The organism is Shewanella sp. SP1S2-4, assembly GCF_031932075.1.
Classification (GTDB): Bacteria; Pseudomonadota; Gammaproteobacteria; order Enterobacterales; family Shewanellaceae; genus Shewanella; species Shewanella baltica.
In genome coordinates this window covers 22,703-40,076 of the sequence record NZ_JAUOET010000031.1, presented here as the reverse complement: position 1 = coordinate 40,076, position 17,374 = coordinate 22,703, and the positions used below count along the sequence as shown (strand labels likewise).

Annotated in this window: 16 protein-coding genes; 10 read left to right on the top strand and 6 right to left on the bottom strand. The window is 45.4% G+C overall.

Annotated features, from left to right (window positions below):
* Positions 1 to 23: 23 nt before the first annotated feature.
* Genes msbA through Q4Q52_RS19675 form a run of 3 tightly spaced genes read left to right on the top strand, consistent with a single transcriptional unit; the run spans position 24 to position 3,018 of the window.
* Entirely contained in the window at positions 24 to 1,832 is a 1,809-nt protein-coding gene (msbA, locus tag Q4Q52_RS19685; RefSeq protein WP_311991422.1) for a lipid A export permease/ATP-binding protein MsbA, read from the top strand.
* Positions 1,833 to 2,852: a tetraacyldisaccharide 4'-kinase gene (gene lpxK / locus Q4Q52_RS19680; RefSeq protein ID WP_311991421.1), complete on the top strand. Its 1,020-nt coding sequence runs from the start codon at positions 1,833 to 1,835 to the stop codon at positions 2,850 to 2,852.
* Entirely contained in the window at positions 2,839 to 3,018 is a 180-nt protein-coding gene (locus Q4Q52_RS19675; protein ID WP_006081200.1) for a Trm112 family protein, read from the top strand. Before lpxK ends, Q4Q52_RS19675 begins: the two co-directional genes overlap by 14 nt.
* 164 nt (positions 3,019 to 3,182) lie before the next feature.
* Here Q4Q52_RS19675 and Q4Q52_RS19670 read toward each other — a convergent pair whose 3' ends face one another.
* Positions 3,183 to 3,644 (bottom strand): hypothetical protein, encoded by a 462-nt coding sequence (locus tag Q4Q52_RS19670; RefSeq protein ID WP_011846514.1) that lies wholly within the window; start codon positions 3,642 to 3,644, stop codon positions 3,183 to 3,185.
* A 130-nt stretch (positions 3,645 to 3,774) separates the two neighbouring features.
* On the opposite strand from Q4Q52_RS19670, the gene Q4Q52_RS19665 reads away from it, so the two are divergent.
* The gene (locus tag Q4Q52_RS19665) at positions 3,775 to 4,464 is read left to right on the top strand and encodes an energy-coupling factor ABC transporter permease (protein WP_311991420.1); all 690 of its coding nucleotides are present in this window, start codon (positions 3,775 to 3,777) and stop codon (positions 4,462 to 4,464) included.
* A 169-nt stretch (positions 4,465 to 4,633) separates the two neighbouring features.
* On the opposite strand, the gene Q4Q52_RS19660 is transcribed toward Q4Q52_RS19665, so the two are convergent.
* The 3 genes from Q4Q52_RS19660 to Q4Q52_RS19650 all read right to left on the bottom strand — a co-directional run bounded on the left by Q4Q52_RS19660 (position 4,634) and on the right by Q4Q52_RS19650 (position 9,285).
* Positions 4,634 to 4,990 carry a glutathione S-transferase N-terminal domain-containing protein gene (locus Q4Q52_RS19660; RefSeq protein WP_012196875.1) on the bottom strand — a complete coding sequence of 119 codons (357 nt, stop codon included), beginning with the start codon at positions 4,988 to 4,990 and terminating at the stop codon, positions 4,634 to 4,636.
* Between the two features lie 352 nt (positions 4,991 to 5,342).
* The gene (locus tag Q4Q52_RS19655; RefSeq protein ID WP_311991419.1) at positions 5,343 to 8,654 is read right to left on the bottom strand and encodes a DUF748 domain-containing protein; all 3,312 of its coding nucleotides are present in this window, start codon (positions 8,652 to 8,654) and stop codon (positions 5,343 to 5,345) included.
* 250 nt (positions 8,655 to 8,904) lie between these two features.
* Positions 8,905 to 9,285, bottom strand: a complete 381-nt coding sequence (locus Q4Q52_RS19650) for a VOC family protein (protein ID WP_106650202.1) — start codon at positions 9,283 to 9,285, stop codon at positions 8,905 to 8,907.
* 505 nt (positions 9,286 to 9,790) lie between these two features.
* On the opposite strand from Q4Q52_RS19650, the gene Q4Q52_RS19645 reads away from it, so the two are divergent.
* From Q4Q52_RS19645 to Q4Q52_RS19635, 3 genes are all read left to right on the top strand, one after another.
* On the top strand, positions 9,791 to 10,495 hold the full coding sequence (locus tag Q4Q52_RS19645) for a DUF445 domain-containing protein (protein ID WP_311891454.1): 705 nt from the start codon (positions 9,791 to 9,793) through the stop codon (positions 10,493 to 10,495).
* 102 nt (positions 10,496 to 10,597) lie between these two features.
* The gene (locus tag Q4Q52_RS19640) at positions 10,598 to 10,948 is read left to right on the top strand and encodes a VOC family protein (RefSeq protein ID WP_311991418.1); all 351 of its coding nucleotides are present in this window, start codon (positions 10,598 to 10,600) and stop codon (positions 10,946 to 10,948) included.
* Positions 10,923 to 11,135 (top strand): DUF1289 domain-containing protein, encoded by a 213-nt coding sequence (locus Q4Q52_RS19635; protein ID WP_220776140.1) that lies wholly within the window; start codon positions 10,923 to 10,925, stop codon positions 11,133 to 11,135. Before Q4Q52_RS19640 ends, Q4Q52_RS19635 begins: the two co-directional genes overlap by 26 nt.
* A 104-nt stretch (positions 11,136 to 11,239) precedes the next feature.
* Here Q4Q52_RS19635 and cdd read toward each other — a convergent pair whose 3' ends face one another.
* The gene (cdd, locus tag Q4Q52_RS19630; RefSeq protein ID WP_220592629.1) at positions 11,240 to 12,130 is read right to left on the bottom strand and encodes a cytidine deaminase; all 891 of its coding nucleotides are present in this window, start codon (positions 12,128 to 12,130) and stop codon (positions 11,240 to 11,242) included.
* 212 nt (positions 12,131 to 12,342) lie between these two features.
* A complete protein-coding gene (gene sbcB, locus Q4Q52_RS19625) occupies positions 12,343 to 13,761 on the bottom strand; it encodes an exodeoxyribonuclease I (protein ID WP_311991417.1) in 1,419 nt (472 codons plus the stop codon).
* Between the two features lie 176 nt (positions 13,762 to 13,937).
* Between sbcB and Q4Q52_RS19620 the strand changes: the two genes are divergently transcribed.
* The 3 genes from Q4Q52_RS19620 to Q4Q52_RS19610 all read left to right on the top strand — a co-directional run bounded on the left by Q4Q52_RS19620 (position 13,938) and on the right by Q4Q52_RS19610 (position 17,354).
* Complete coding sequence (locus Q4Q52_RS19620; RefSeq protein WP_311900245.1) at positions 13,938 to 15,149, top strand: site-specific integrase; 1,212 nt, start codon at positions 13,938 to 13,940, stop codon at positions 15,147 to 15,149.
* A gap of 127 nt (positions 15,150 to 15,276) precedes the next feature.
* Positions 15,277 to 15,891 (top strand): hypothetical protein, encoded by a 615-nt coding sequence (locus Q4Q52_RS19615; RefSeq protein ID WP_311991416.1) that lies wholly within the window; start codon positions 15,277 to 15,279, stop codon positions 15,889 to 15,891.
* A 242-nt stretch (positions 15,892 to 16,133) separates the two neighbouring features.
* Complete coding sequence (locus Q4Q52_RS19610) at positions 16,134 to 17,354, top strand: hypothetical protein (RefSeq protein WP_311991415.1); 1,221 nt, start codon at positions 16,134 to 16,136, stop codon at positions 17,352 to 17,354.
* Positions 17,355 to 17,374 lie beyond the last annotated feature (20 nt).

Below are 17,374 nucleotides of genomic sequence, written 5' to 3'. Positions count from 1 at the left end.
TTTGCCATAATTTAGTGTTATCAATGACAACATCTCCTAAAGACGAAATGTGGACAGTTTTCAAACGATTACTGGGCTATATAAAACAGATGAAAGGCATGTTTATGCTTTCAGTTGCGGGATTAATTATTTATGGTCTCGTCGATGCCGCCTTTATCGCTTTCATCGGTCCCTTTATTGATAAGGGTTTTTCCGGCGGCGCACCTGCTGCGGTCACCAATGGCATAGCCTTGCCAACCAGTGAAGGTTTCCACGCGAACAACGATGTGCTAATGATGGCGCCGCTTGTGGTTATCGTCATGTTTACACTGCGCGGTTTTGCCAACTTTGTTTCGACCTACGGCATTTCATATATGAGTGCACGTTTGATCATGGACATGCGTCAGCAAGTGTTTGAGCATTATCTGAGCCTGCCAGTCAGTTACATGGACAAGGAAAATACCGGTAACTTGATTTCAAAAGTCACCTTCGATACTGAGCAAATCGCTAGAGCATCGGGTAGCGCTTTGATTTCTATCGTCCGCGACAGTGTAACTGTATTGGGTATGCTGGCACTGATGTTCTATAACTCTTGGAAGTTATCCCTGTGTATCTTAGTGATCGGGCCGATTATGGGCATGGTCATTACTGTGGTCAGTCGTCGTTTCCGTAAGGTTTCTAAGCAAATTCAAACCGCTATGGGTGGTGTAAGTGCTACGACTGAGCAAATGATTAAGGGCCATAAAAACGTATTGGCTTTTGGTGGACAAGAAACCGAAGCTACCCGTTTTGCTAAAGTGAACGATCAAAACCGCCATCAAAATATGAAGTTAGCTGTGGCGCAGGCCATTAGTCAGCCGTTGATCATGATTATCGGCTCATTCGCCTTAGCGTTTGTACTTTATGCGGCAAGCTTAGACAGCATGAAAGCCGATCTTACCGCCGGCACCTTCGCGACAATTCTTGGCGCTATGATGGCCATGTTGCAACCCATCAAAAACTTAACCCGAGTGAACGCCGAATTCCAACGCGGTATTGCAGCTTGTACCACAGTGTTTGAATTATTGGATACGCTGCCTGAGTCCGACACAGGCACTTATACCGTCGAGCGCGCTAAGGGTCATCTACGTTTCGATAAGGTCTGTTTTAGCTATGACAGCCAAGATCGTCGAGCGCTGGAAGGTGTCGATTTTGAAGTTAAACCGGGTCAAACCTTAGCGCTAGTCGGTCGTTCTGGCTCTGGTAAGTCGACTATTGCCAGTCTAGTAACCCGTTTTTATACGGGGCTCGAATCCGGCGACATTTTGCTCGATGATGTCAGCATCTACGATTACTCGCTAAAATCGCTGCGTAATCAAGTGGCTTTGGTATCGCAGCAGGTGACCTTATTCAACGATACGATTGCTAACAACATCGCCTACGCCTATCCCGGTGAAGCGACGCGTGAGCAGATTATCGAAGCGGCGACCTTGGCCTATGCGATGGAGTTTATTGACCAGTTGCCACAAGGCCTTGATACCCAAGTGGGTGAAAATGGCGTGTTATTGTCCGGCGGCCAAAGACAGCGGATTGCGATTGCGCGCGCTATGTTGCGTGATGCGCCTGTGTTGATCCTCGATGAAGCGACCTCGGCATTAGATACTGAGTCGGAAAAAGCGATTCAAAAAGGCTTAGATAACCTCAGACAAAACCGCACCTCAGTAGTGATCGCCCACAGGTTGTCGACTATCGAGAGTGCCGATCAAATTCTAGTGGTGGATCAGGGACGTATCGTCGAGCGTGGGACGCACCAGTCGCTATTGGAATTAGATGGCATGTACGCCAAATTGTACCAAATGCAATTTGGTAGTTAGATGCAGGCCTTAGTGAATAAAATCTGGTATCAGGGCCATCCACTGCGATGGCTCTTGTTGCCTTTATCGGGCGTATTCGCGGTGATCACTTATGTGCGCCGCGCCTTGTTTCGCCTCGGATTCAAACCACAAACTGCAATGCCTGTGCCTGTCATCGTTGTTGGTAATATTACCGTCGGCGGCAGCGGTAAGACGCCAACCGTGATTTATCTGATTGAGCTACTGCGCCAGCATGGGTTTCACCCCGGTGTGATCAGTCGTGGTTATGGCGTTGAGATTCAAGGCATTAAAACGGTTAACTTAGGCGCGAGCGCGGTAGAGGTCGGTGATGAACCTGCCATGATAGTGGCGCGCACTCAAGTGCCCATGGTCGTTGGCGCCAAACGCGTCGATGCGGCTAATGCGCTTATTGCCGAGTTTGGTGTTGATGTCATCATCTGTGACGATGGCCTACAGCATTATGCTCTGGCACGCGATATTGAGCTGGTGGTAATTGATGGTCAGCGCGGTTTAGGCAATGGCCTGCTGTTGCCAGCAGGTCCATTGCGTGAAGGTGCGTGGCGTCTCAATGCCGTGGATTTTATCGTCTGTAATGGCGGACCTGCAGCAAAAGGTCAGTTCGAAATGCAACTGGCCCCAACTGAAGTGAAGCCCGTTAAATGCGATGTAAACTGCAGTAATTACAGTTTCGATAAATCTCAGCCGCTGGTTGCGATGGCGGGTATTGGTAACCCTGCGCGTTTCTTTGAATCGCTGCGCGCCCAAGGTTATCAACTGGCGCTATGCCAGGGTTTTGATGACCATCAGCCCTACGATAAAACCCAATTACGTGATTTAGCCCAAGACTTGCCGCTGTTGATGACAGAAAAAGATGCGGTTAAATGTCGCGATTTTGCACAAGAGAACTGGTGGTATTTGGCGGTCAATGCCAAGCTATCCCCACAATTTGATGAGCAGCTGCTCGCACGTCTTCGCGAGGTGGCTGCAGCTAAACAAGGAAACTTCCATGGCATTCGATAAAAAATTGTTAGATATAGTGGCTTGCCCTGTGTGTAAGGGAAAACTTGAGTACGATAAAACGACGCAGCAGTTGATTTGTAAGGCGGATAAGCTGGCCTATCCGATCACTGAAGGTATCCCAGTGTTATTGGAAAATCGTGCCGTACCACTGACTGAATCAGTCTAGTATGATGTGAATGCGCGTATTGCCTAATACGCGCATACTTACCTTTTTGAGCTTCTCTTATTATTGTTTTCGCTATTTTTAGCCGATTAACAGTGCTTATCCAATCTTGCGTTTTTTCTATGCTCAGACCTTAGCCACGCAAATTTGAGTGATTCAAACCTTCGCTAATAGTTCACAAATTTCTGTTTATCGGCATTGGTCGCGCCTTCTTGGCATTCACCACGAATTTCGCCTCGCCCGGGTTCGATAATCCGACTCAATTCGATATAACCTTCGCGGCAATAACCTGTCATTTCAAGGGTTTTCGTTAAACCTAATTCGACTTGTCGTCCCCAAACTTCTAATGAGTCCTGTAGATCTTGCATCGCGCGACGTTGTTCACGGGGATCTTGCATGCTACGTACGCGGGCATCGTGCGGGAAAGGGCGGTCTGCATCACCCATGTTAGATTTATCATCGACCAGCCGCGCTGTGTAGCTGAAGAGTTTAAGGCCATCGGCTTTAATGTCTGTGGTTAACTTATCCCGTAATTTTCCGGCAAGTTCACTAGGATCTATGGGGGCACTGCTACAGGCGATGAGCGAGAAACAACTTAAGATGGCAAGGCTGAGGTATCGAAGCGGCATAATCAAATTTAACTCTTAGGTTATTAACTGACAGCAGAATACCTTAATATGACCCTAAAGTTCATGGATTTATGGCATCTTCATGGGCTGAGTGACTGTTTTGGCACAATGGATGAGGGATGGGCGATTAATGTTGGCGTTTTGGTCGAATAAATGGGCGCAAATCGAGTGGGATATGAGCCTGACTCAAGGCATATGCCTTATGCTCTTGGCGTTATGGCTTTATGCAATATGGCCTAAAGACGAGTTAGCGCAAATCCGGCGGGATAAAAATCTGCAGTTACGCTTGTTACTGACGCTGGTGGGCGTCAATGCGCTGTGGTCGTTAAATGCCAGTATTCAAACTGGGTTACATCTGCACTTTCTGGGGATAGTGACCTGTATGCTGATGTTCGGTTGGCGTCTAGCGACCGCGGCATTACTGTTGCCGAGCGCTTTTTTTAGTCTTTTTGTACTAAAACAGCCCGCTGATTTTGGGACTTTTAGTCTGTTCGCTATGGCTGTGCCGCTGTTCCTGTGTTTTGTTTTATACAGTCGTAGTTACCATTTATTTCCTAAACACATTTTCGTGTTTATCTTCGTCGGTGGTTTTATCAATGCGGGCCTTTCAACTGTGTTTCATCAAATGAGTTGGGCGATGTGGTTATGGTCTGCAGCGGATTACGATTGGAATGTGTTAGTGGATGACTACTTGATGCTAATCCCTTTGCTGGCGTTCCCCGAGGCATTGCTTAATGGTATGGCGGTAACGTTATTGGTGGTGTATCAACCCCAGTGGTTATTTGATTATTCTGACCGTGAATATTTGTGGCGTAAGTAGATGTGATTAAACAACGCAATAAAAGAACTGCGCCCGAAACCTCGATATTTCAACGGAAAACCCATTGTAAAGTTCATTGGGAAGTCCATTGAAAAGTCGATTAAACAGTTCATGAAAAAGGTACTGGGCGCACTTATTTGGATATTTACACCGACCGCCACGCCGCGATTTAGGCGAAGCGTTGATCTAAGTAGTTAATGATTTCTTTTGATTCATATAACCACTGTACTTGGCCGTTTTCTTCTATCCGTAGACAAGGTACTTGTTGTTTGCCGCCTTGAGCGATGAGTTCATCTTTATGCGGCGCTTTTTTAGCGTCGTGGGTCACTATATTGAGTCCCTGACGGCGCATTGCACGGCGGACTTTTACGCAAAATGGGCAAGCTGGATATTGATACAAGGCTAATGCTTGAGTTTGAGTATCAATCTGTTGTTGCTCTGCCAGTGGACGTTGGCGCTTTTTAGGGCTAAATACGAAGTTTAAAAACAGAATGATCCTGCCTAAAATCCAGCGAATGATAAACATGTCAGTGACCTCAATGATAATGTGTGTTGAAAAGTGATTCGTGTGTCGCCGCAAGGGGGCGACGAAACTGAGATTTAGCGATTTGAGCGTGCGATCCCAGTAGCATAAAGGCCGCAGAGTGTAACCTATGGCGCAAAGCGCGGCCAACATTTTAGTGTGGATTAACAGGTAGAAGATTCTTTGGTTACAAGGACAGCGTTTTCGCTTAGCGGCAACAATTTGATATAGGTTTAGCGATATATTTAGGCATGCTCTTTAGCATAGGAAAGAAGCCCGCTAAAGCTGAACTTTAGCGGGCTTCTTTTAGCGCAAACATAGCAACTGCTTGCGTTATTGCGGGGCTATTTCGCCTCTATTGCGCATCTATGGTAAGGCTCACTTGGGCCACATTCTGGGTTAAACTCACTCGGCTTTCGAGCAAGAAGATCCGCTCTGGTGCAATCTCTTTCACGTCCACAAGGTAAGCTTTAACGGCTTTGGCCCTTTCTTGGGCCAAATTACCCAACATGCCATCGTTAACATTCTGCGCTTTTACCGACAGATTATATAAAGCGATATGCCAGCGGGTGGTGATTTCGTCATCGGAAAGCGGCGCGTCTTTGGCCTCTGCGATAACAGTATCTTTTATTTGGGCAGGATCGGCTTTAACTTCTTGTTCATAAAGCTTTACTAGCGCATCGGCAAGCGGCCCTTGGGTCGGGAATTGACTCGGACTTAAATCATCAGGTAACGCACTGAATTCGATATTGGCTAATTTAGCCAATTTACGCTTCATGATGCGCTCAGCAATGGCTTGGCTGTCATTGATGGCATCGACTTCCCCTTCAACGCTAAGCTTGAGCATAGGCCTGTCGAGTAAGGCGCTAGCGAGTTTGTCTAAACTTTTTTGCTCATCTTCACTTAGGCTGAATTTGCCTGCGGTAAAGCTGATCTTATCTAAGGTTTCGTCAGAACCTATGAGTCCAGCTAAGAAAGTGAAGGGCGCTGTGACGGCTTTAGTGATCACATTGGTAATCGCCGTCATTATGATGCTGCCGACACTAAAGCTAGGTGAGTCTAAATCGCCAGAGACTTCCATACCTAAATCAATCACGCCGTTACGGTCCTGCAGCAGGGCAATCGCGAGCGTGATGGGTAAGCTAGTGGCAAGGTCACTGTCACTGGGTTTACCAAGTTTCAGTTGGTCTATGACCAGATGGTTACTGCCCTTGAGCTTGTTCTTATCGAGTTGATAGTTCAGCGATAGTGATAGCTGCCCTTTATCTATGTAGTAACCCGCATAGGTGCCTGAGTAAGGATTGACTGAGGTTAACTCAACGCTCTTAAAGACTAAGTCGAGATCTAAATATGGCATATCTAGCAAAGGGTTAATATCGCCTTTTAGAGTTACAGGCGCATACTTGTCTATCTTACCTTTGATATCGACCGAGGCTTTAGTGCCTGGCGTTGACGACAGGTGAGTGATATTGCCTTCAAGCAGCTCAATTCCCGAAGCAAAATTCGGAGTAAGTGAGTTATCGGCAAAGTAAGCCGAGCCTTGGCTAAAGCTAATTTTTTGAATATCTAGGCTAAGCTCTGGCGTTGCTGACTTGCTCGCCGTTTGCGGCTCGGTTGCGGCCCCCTTAGCAGGGGGTGTGCTGTTCGTTGTCGTACTATTTGTCGCAGTTGCTGCAATAGGCGCTTCGACGATAAGGTCGCTGATATTGGTGCTTCTATCTTTTGCAATCACCACTTTGGCGTAGGGTTGGCTAAAGGCTAAGTGATCGATTTTGATTTGATTTTTTTGTTGGTCAAAATCCAGCTGATTGATATTCATCTTTTGCCATTTGACCAGCGGGGCATTACGCAATTTGTCATGAATGGCTAAATCATCGAGCTCAACACTGCCGCCGTAAATGGCATTGCCCTTAGCATCAGCCGTGAGCTTGCCTGCAGAGCTTAATAAACCACTCTTGAGCTGGATATTCACGTAGGGCGCGAGATACGGTTGGAATTGGATTAACGCGAGCTTATCGAGTTGAATATCGGCATCTATGGCTTCGCTTGGCACATCGACCTGGCCTTGGGAGCTTAAAGTACCTTTGTCATTAATGCTGAGTTGCAGTGCATAATCAATCGGCTCGGTCAAGGTGCTGGTGATAGTTTTTGTTGAAAAGTTAAGCGGATACACACGCCATTGCTGCGGTGTCTCAGTTAACTTTTGCTCCGACAGATTAAGATCGTAGTTTTCAATATTGAGCGCATCGAGTAGCACGAACCAAGTGTCAGTTGACTTCGTTACTGGCGCTTGCTTGATTGGCTGTAGAGGCTTTTCCTCCACTTGCGTGACTTGTACGCGCTCAACATTTTTGGCCTCTAGTGGCTTAGCGTCTGCCGGTTTAGTTTCTATCGACTTAGCATCTATCGGCTCAGCATCTATGGAATTAGCAACTATGGAATTAGCAACTGACGGCGTTGCACTTGTAGACGCACTGGCGGATTTAGGCATGAACAAGCTGGCGAGATCGAGCCCGTCTTGATTCAAAACGGCGTTTACAGTGAGACCATCACTGTGAAGCTTATTGATATGCACTTGCAGCTGCTTTAGATCCATCGAAATACCGTCGAGGGCAAAGATTGGCAGCTTAACCACTGAGCGTTCTTGGTCGTTAAAATTCAGTTTTTCAACAATAAACTGGCCATTGTTACTGGTGATTTGTAGCTCGCCATTCTCGGCAAGATCCACTTGATACTGAGTCTTGGCACTGATCTCGCCATCGGTAAGTGCTGGCTTAAATTGATCGTCGATAAATTTCCACAGGGGTGTCAGTTTCAGTTTGGCGATGTGGACGTCACCTGCGATTTTTAATGGGAACAGTTGAAATTGCCCCTGCAAATTGATTTCACCGGCATGATCATCACTGAGTTGTATCGCATAGTGATTGTGCTGAATTGGCATAACTTGGGAGCCTGAGCCAGTGTCAGAGGCCGATTGAGCGTTTGGTGTTGGGTTTGCTTCAGTCTTTTTCGCGGTTATGGCTGGTGCTACTGAGGCCAACGATGCCGACATCAAATACTCAGTATCGAGCTGACTGAGTTTTAAATTGATATTGGGATAATTAACTTGAGCGTGGGTAATTTGGTCATCGAAGTTAAATTGCCCTGCATTCAATACAAATTGGCTGAGCAGGACACGAACGGGGGCGCTGGCTTCAGTGGGTGTTGTTTCTGTGCTCGCGGATGAATGCTTGTTCAAGGTCTGCAGAATATCGTCGAAGTTGAATCCAGCTTTGCCTTTTTTCTCCACGCGGATGATATGTGCGTAGGGCGCTTGTATGTGTATGTTTTCGATCACGGCGGCGCGATTAAAAACAGATTGCCAAAAGTTCACTTCGAATTGGACTTGCGCTAAGCCTGCAAACGGTTTTTCGTCTTTTTCTTTAATGGCCAGTTGGTCAATTTCGACTTTGAAATTAAAGGGATTGATGCGGATATCCCCTAAGGTAACGGGACGGCCAAGTAAAGCAGAGAGTTTTTCTGGGGCCAGCGTGGTTATCGCATAGGGCAGGATTAAGCCTAATGTGCAGACATAGCTAAGGTAGACGGCGGTGAGGTAAACAAGCACACGCAGGTACCTTGGGAGAGCAAAAAAAGTGTGTTTGAATTGCGATAGCTGGGTCAGCATTAATATCAAGGCTCCAATGCATAAGACAGGGGAAAACTGCCATAAGTGCGAACATTCTAGCGATTAACGCTAATGTTTCCAGATATTATTTATATTTTATCAATGAAATCTTAGCATTACCCGACAACAACCTATTTTGAACTCAGTCGTTTCTGACTGACAACCTATCTCTACATTGATAACAACAACTGTATCAGTTTGTGGCGCATCCCTTGAGTTGTCACTCATTATATTCAAGTCAGATTTTACATCAGCGTTTTAAATAACTAATGGCTGCAATAATGGCGCCCTGTGGGTCTTTTATCCAACAAAAACGCCCAACCTCAGGAATATCTTCAGGGCCAAACAGAATGTCACCGCCGAGTTTTTTGGCACTGATAGCTACTTGATCCACATCGCTAACGGTAATATAGCCAGTCCAATGTGAGGGAAGAGTGGGGATTAAACTGTCGGTAATTCCGCCAATGCTGACGCCCTGATTTTCAATAATATGATAATGGCCGTGGGGCATTTTGACGGTTTTAAAGTGCCAGCCAAAAATCTCAGCATAGAAGCACATGGCCTCTTCGGTGTTATTGGTTGTGAGTTCATGCCAACTTAACGCACCTGCAGTATTAAAAGCCGATTCCATAAGCGCATCCTTAATTTATTGTGGTTAACTTTTTATTTGAGTCGTTGTTCAGTGACTGTGTTTAAGGCTTGAGTTTAAGGCTTGTGTTTAAAGCCAGTGTTTAAGCCTTGTACCCAAACGCTATATTTAAGCCCTGAATTCTGAGTTTGTACTTGGGAAGCCTATTTCGGGTTTCTGACCCAAATTGAGTGTAGTTGAGGCCGGTTGATAATTCACAGGCGGTAAATTAAAATTTCTGTTTTTTGAGCTTGTAGAACATTAAATTAACTTAATGTTCTACAAGGGGATTCACTTATTTTGGATAGGCCAGTCGGCTGTTAGTGTTCAATAACATTGTGGCTTTGGTGATGTGCTGGATGCAGCTTGTCGCGCCAAGACTTAGCACAGAAAACAGATTTGAAAACGAGTTCGTTTACTGTGGTTTGAGTGTTAGACCTGACTCCCGTTAACTTGTTAATATAGGCCAGTTTTGCATCTTATCGATGCCACCTTAGGGGATACGAGATTGAATAAGAGTTTAGTAACAAATTTATTGGCGGCTGCTTTGGTGGTTGCGGGCTACGTGATGCAGTCGGCAATTATCTTGAATGTCGGATTGTTTGCCTTATCGGGTGCGATTACCAACTGGGTTGCAGTTTATATGTTGTTTGAGAAAGTCCCCGGACTCTATGGCTCGGGAGTCGTGCCTTCTCGTTTCGAAGAGTTTAAGGCGGGCATTGCTCATTTGATGATGAAGCAGTTTTTTACCACAGAAAATATCGACCGATTCCTGTCTGAAAAAGAAGGGCTGAGCAAAATAGACTTGGCGCCTGTGATTGAAAAGATTGATTTAGCGCCTTCTTTTGATGCATTAATTAGCACAGTCGCGCAATCTTCCTTTGGTGGTATGTTATCTATGTTCGGCGGCACAGATGCGTTATTACCGCTAAAAGAACCGTTTATTGTGAAGATGAAAACTTCTCTAGTCGAAATGGCGCAAAGCGATGCATTCCACGAGTTGCTGAAACAAGAAATCGAACAGCCAAATGTGATGGCGGATCTGCAAACCAAAATTGCCAACATAGTAGAACAAAGGTTAAACGAGCTCACACCGCAAATGGTGAAACAAATCGTTCAAGACATGATCCAAACGCATTTAGGTTGGTTAGTGATTTGGGGCGGCGTGTTTGGCGGTCTGATTGGACTTGTCGCAGCCTTAATCCAAGGTTAACCTGAGTTGAAGCCGCGGATGTAATGGGAGCTTTGGCTCCCATTTTTTATTCATGCATTTTGTGCCCATCATTTTGTCCCTCATTAAATAGCAAGGAAGTCTATGAACCTTCAACACAGCATCAATTATTTGGAAATCCCGAGCCGCGATATTGCCAGTTCTAAGGCCTTTTTTAGCAAGGTGTTTGGCTGGACTTATGTCGATTATGGCCCAGAATACAGTTGTTTTATGGATGTCGGGATCACAGGTGGCTTCTATCAAGCTGAGGTGGATTTTACCCTCGCAAAAGGTTGCCCGCTGATTGTGATCTACAGCCAGAACTTAGAATTGACTCTTGCTGCTGTTGTGGCCGCTGGCGGCGCAATTACGGCAGACATCTTTAGTTTTCCCGGTGGTCGCCGATTCCACTTCACTGAACCCTGTGGCAATGAATATGCCGTCTGGTCTGAATGATCCTAATGCCAATCCTTGTATCCGCAATTGTTGTTTAGATCAGCAAGATATTTGCTTAGGTTGTTTTAGGCATCTCGATGAGATTTTAGCCTGGCGCGCTATGTCAGATATGGAGCGGCAAGCTTGTTTTGTCAGAATGGCACAGCGCAAAGCTGAGTCTCAGGCCAGAAGAAATGGCCTAAAATAGATAACTTAAATTTGACGCATTAATCGAGTGTTCCAACGGCGAAATACGCCTTAACGTATTTCGCCGTTGGCATTTTGAAGCACCTTGGCATCTCGAAACAGAAGTTAGACGGGATCGATAACTATGTGCTCAAGTTCGACGGCGGCAACTGTGTGGAGTGCATCCATAGTCGCGCCAACTAAACTGATTTTTCCTTGAGATGATTCAATCAACACCGCGCGGCTGATATCGCTAAACTCGCGATTATGGCGAACGAGATTCGACAAGGCCATCTGCATCGGCAACATAGAAGGATTGAATGCCGCGTTCTCTGCATAGCGACCACAATAGGTTGCGCCATCGCGTGTTTCTAAAACCACGGCAGCAAAACTCTGAGTGTAAGGCGCGTAACTTAAACCAGCATGATCTAAACCTTCGATGATCATAGGGTCGGCACTATCCAGTGCAAATTCAGTTTGTTGCTTAGCCATTAAAGGCGAAGTGACATTTAAGTCTTTTGGACCAAAGGCATAGGGTAAATAATAGGCCAGTGGATGGCTTTCCTGTGCAGGGAGATGAATGCTGATCTTACTTCCTTCAACCAGTTCATTCATAAATTGACGGCAATGGCCGCAAGGGCTGGCATTGACTATGATATCAACAATTTGGCTTTCACCGCTGAGCCATGCATGGCTGATAGCGCTTTGCTCTGCATGGACAGAATGAAACAACGCTTCACCGGGTAATTCTAAGTTGGCACCCATGTAGATATCGCCACTTTTGCCTTTGGCAATCGCACCGACATAAAACTCACTGATAGGCGGTTTGGCCAGTGCAGCGGCTATCGGCAGCAATGCAAGTAACACTTCTGCTTCGGTCATCTTGCTGGTACTTGTGAGTGTGGCAAGTTGCTGCGCATCAATGTGACCCGCAAAATTTTGGTGCAACATCGGAATGAGAGCATCGGCTAACGGCGTTGGCAGTTGGGTTATGCTACGAATGAATCTATCTTGCATTTCCCGATTCCTTATTTGTTAAGTTCATGGAAGAACATTCTAGTAATTTTGTTACAACATAAATGCGAGTTAGCTCGCGTTTATACGCTGTAAATGTTTGGGTGAACGATAGTAAATAATTTAAGTTATGTACCTAATAGAGTGAGTCTATTCACGAATATATACAAGCTTAAGACTATTAAATAAAAGACTTAAGCTTGAATTTACCCAACTTAAAGTTTACGTAAATAATGACAAAGGGCCGCAAGTAACTTCTGCTTAGTCTCATCGGCTTGCGTATCTTGCAGCAGGTTTTCTAATTTAAGTACGTAGTCTTGATCGGCTAAGCGACTTTGACAGAATTCACGCCAGCGCTGAGATTCTTCGTAATCGAGTAGTTCAGGGTAATTACGGGCGCGGTAACGAAACAGCATTTCAGGAATACGTGGATCATCAAACTGCAAGTCTAATGCCGCCAAATTTTGCGGTAGAGTATGACGGATGATTTCCATTTTCGCTTTATCTGCTTGGCTAAAGAATCCACCTGAATACAGCACCAAATCAGGATCTGTGGTTACTCTGCTATCATCGTGCTCAAATAATAGCGCCAGTTTTTCGCGTAATTCTGGGTGACGTTTTAGACGCTTATATTGCTCTCTGGCAAATTCTTTATCTATGCCTAAACGAGTGGCATGTTCGTCGCTAAGGATTTTAGCCGAAGTGATAAAAGGGCACTTATTTAAATGAATTTGTTTTACCGCAATCGGCAATTCATCTTCGGCAAGATCGGCTCTTGGCGTATACATACGCGTCTTAATTTGCTCAATATCTAGCTCAAAGAGTGGCGTTAAATCCATGGCTAAATTAACGCAAATAACCGCATTTTTATTGGTTGGATGGTACGCCACGGGGGAAATTAACGTCGTACAACCATTGCGCGCACTAATTTTAGAGCTCACGTGTACTAACGGCTGCATATTGAGCACATCGATTTGATCGCTCACCGCTTGCTTACGGCGCAGGTCAAAATAGTACTGATATAACTTAGGCTGTTTCTCGCGAATGAGTTTTGCCATCGCAATGGTTGCATACACATCAGACATGGCATCATGGGCTTTCTCATGGCTTAAACCATTGGCTTGGGTCAAATGTTCTAGCTTAAAACTAGGAGAGCCATCTTCCTTGGTTGGCCAGTTAATGCCTTCGGGTCTAAATGCGTAACAAGCGCGTACTAAATCAATGATATCCCAACGAGAGTTACCATTTTGCCATTCACGGGCATAGGGATCGATAAAGTTCCGATAAAAGCCATAACGGGTTACTTCATCGTCAAAACGCAATGAGTTATAGCCCGCAACACAAGTATTTGGCTGGCTAAACAGCGCTTGAATACGCCCCATAAACTCAGTTTCAGGGATGCCTTTTAAATTGGCTAACTGCGGAGTGATCCCTGTGATCAATATCGCTTCCGGAGACGGCAAATAATCAGTGGCTTGTTTACAATAAAATGTCTCAGGCTCGCCGATGATATTGAGATCTAAATCCGTGCGAATACCCGCAAATTGCGAGGGCCTGTCTTTCGCTGGGTTAGCCCCAAAGGTTTCGTAGTCGTGCCAAAAAATCGACCCTGCTTTATCGTCTTTCATCTTCATTTACTTTCTTTCTCTAAAGCATCTAACTTCATGTTATTAGTAGTTAAACTGCTTTGATTGGATTCGTTGTCATTCACATCAATTTAGTTTGCTACTCTTCGATGTGAGTACATATCTGTGTACATATTTCTTTCTGTGTCATAATGGCAAAATCACATGTACACAGGGTAATCAAAATGTCTTTATCTGACACGCAGTTACGTGCAATAAACGGCAAACCATATTTAGGGAAACCAGAGCTTGCAGACCGCGACGGCTTAAGCGTTCGCATTACCCCCGCAGGGACTATAACATGGCAGTATCGATTTAGGATTGATAATCAACCTGGGCGGCTAACCCTTGGTCGCTATCCTGATTTGAAACTAGCTGACGCACGGAAACTGATCCCTGAGCTACGTAACTCAGTGGCAAATAATATAGATCCACGTGTGTTTTGGAAACAGCGCAACACATTTGCGGGCCAGACAACCCTGAGGGATTGCTGTGAACAGTTTTTATCGGCACGAAGTGCAGCACTTAAGCCGGGCACTGTTGCTACGTACCAATCCTGTTTTAGAGCACATCTCTATGATGCCTTTGCTGATCGCAAAGTTGAAAGTATCACACTCGGCGAGTGGATAGATTTTTTCGATAAAAAGGCAATTCAGAGTCGAGTCACCGCAGGCGCGATACTCAAACAATTAAAGACGGTACTTAGCTGGTCCGTTCGCCGGCAAATGATATCGCTTGTTGATGTCCTTCAACTACGAGTCAGTGATGTGGGCTCCGCGCCCAAAGTCGGTTCGCGAGTACTCACCATTCTAGAGTGTGGCAAAATCATCCGTGAGCTTGATAAATGCCGCGCGACCAAAGCCGTAACCAATGCCATCAAGGCATGTTTACTAACGGGGGCGCGGATATCAGAAATATTAAAATCCAAACGGGCTGATTTTGATCTTGAATCGATGATCTGGACCGTCCCAATAAACAATAGCAAAACTAATTTGCCAATCCGAAGGCCAATCAGTCCCGCCTTACTCGACATATTGCAAGAACAGTGGAACCTCTATCACTCGCCATGGAGTTTTCCCGCAGCAAATGATCTTAAGCGCCCGGGCAACATCGCTTCAGTAAATAAGCTGGTCCGCGAGATCAAACCAAGACTCGAAATTCCTGACTGGCGTATTCACGATTTTAGACGCACATTATCGACCAGAATGTCAGAAGCTGGGGTGTTGCCCCATGTCACAGAGAAGATGCTAGGTCATCTACTCGGCGGGGTGATGGCGGTGTACAACAAACATGATTGGCTAGATGATCAAGCAGCCGCCTATGAACAATGGACAAATAAGCTGAAATTGGCCGCTTTGGGTGATAGCAAAATAGTCGTGTTAGAAAGAAGGGCATAGGCATGCTTGCCGCTGACCATTGGAAATGACTTACTTATTCAGTAAGTCAGTAGTGGTGCCAAGCCGCAGTAACGCTCCTTTATAAGGAGGTGCATTAGAACTCAGATTGGTGTTAAACAAGGACGTCATGGAACTACAATTTTTAATCACGCGGGAACAATTAATCACAATCGCGGAAAGAATAGATTCAGCACGCATTACAAACCATGCGCGATTAGCTAAGCGGATGCATGCCCTTATCTTGCGTGCATTATTCCTATGGGTCCCGTTATTATCGCCGTTAATACTGTTTTATTTTTTCGTAGAAAGTCACACCCCAGAGACATATATCGCAATCGCAATATGTGCCATTGCTTACCTAATTGCGTGGAAATTGGTATTAAAAAACATCGCCGAAAATCAAGCTAGCAAGTTTGCAGGTAAGATAACCACTCTGAATCCAACGATTGAAAACACAACTTTACAGAAGATTGCGAGCCTAGAAGGGCGCCACACAGTAACCGCCACAACCTCGACGCTAACGTTTACGCTCCCTAGCGGTAAATCCATCACCATACCGTGGAAAAAGGTTTGTGCATTCAAGCAAGACGATGATTTTTATTATCTAACCGTCTGTAGGTTGATGATGTTTAAAGCCACTTATTTAGTCGCCAAAAATGGTGACACAACAGAAACCGCAGGCTATCAAGCTGGTTTAGAATACATAACGTCTCGGCTGCCGCCCGATAAAGTGGGGCGGTAAAACATCAAAATATCGGCAGAGTGATCTAACCCGTTCGCTTTGCCACTCACGCGATTGATCTTGCTCGCCCAGCCAAATCAGCCATTGTTAAAAGTCACATTTGAACTAACCTTAAAAACGATGAACTGATCGCTACAGCCTTCTATTCGCGGGCTGCTAGAAGCAGTTTTTCAGCTCATTAAAACGCTATGTCATCAATGACGATGTATAGCTTTGTTAGTAAACTAAAAAGGACTTTTATTATGAGCACGCTTAACACTTCTGCCTCAAATAGTGACCCAATATTCCCCTCAACATTTCCTGTCATGATCAGATCCAATCAATTTCCACAATGCTTATTGAGAATGTCTGGACAGGATTCACCACAGTTCAATGGTGATGGCTTTGGTACCGTTAATTGTCAGGCAGACCAAAATGATCCAGATAAAAACCCATGGGAAATTTTTAACGCTATTCGTAACGGCGATGGCACAGTCTCCTTTGAGTCTATGGCGTTTCCGAGCAACTATTTACGGATGGCGGGCGAAGCTTCACCTGTTTTTAATGGCAATGGATTTGGAACCGTAAACTGCCAAGCATCGATTGGTCCTTGGGAAAAATTCAATGTCGCAGTGCTTAGCGACAGCGTCAGTGGGGTCTTAACCTCAATAGAGTCAAATGCGTTTCCAAGTAACTATCTTCGTATGGCCGGAGAGCAATCGCCCTCGTTTAATGGTGCAGGGTTTGGCACCGTAAATTGCCAAGCCTCTGTCGGACCTTATGAGCAATTTCATCTAGGAGCAGTTCTTAAAGAGTCAGTAGAGACTCTCGAACAGTGGTTCCCCAATTCGCAACCTACACCAGCACAGATAGAAAAGCTTGTGGCGGCCATAATCACAGGCCAACAGCCCAGTAATGTCGAAATGCAAGCGACCACTGAAATGCAAAGTTTTTTAACGTTAACGGAGAACGAAAGTGTAGCAATAGAAGCAATTGATCTAGAGGCAATTTCACCTTGCACTAAATCAATCGCAACATTCTGTATTGATGTGTTATTGCTTGCTCTGCAACTTGCAAGCATACGCATTATGCGAACTGACAGCATGGTAAAAGCGGCAGTACAAGCGTTGGGGGCTGAAGCTGTTGGCTTGGAGAGACTGATCACGGGTATAAGCAGTGCTTCTACCACGTTGAAAAAGGCGACATTGATATTTCAGTTTATCTCGCAACTATTCAATATAGGGTTTATTAAAGGCGTCATTAAAACAATCGTCAATGGCCTAAGCTGGTTTGGAGCCATAGTCGCTGCGGTATCATTCATCGCGACAGTGGTCGCATGGATATCAACCGATGGTGTTCTGCTCATTGCTCAAATAGTACTGGTCGGCACAGGTCTCGCCGCTATCATCGCTGATGCTGTAGCAGTAGGCACTAACTGCGGTAGTAAAGGCTGTAATGTCGAAGGCGATGAGTTAATGGCCTAACAGTCCATCAATAAATATCC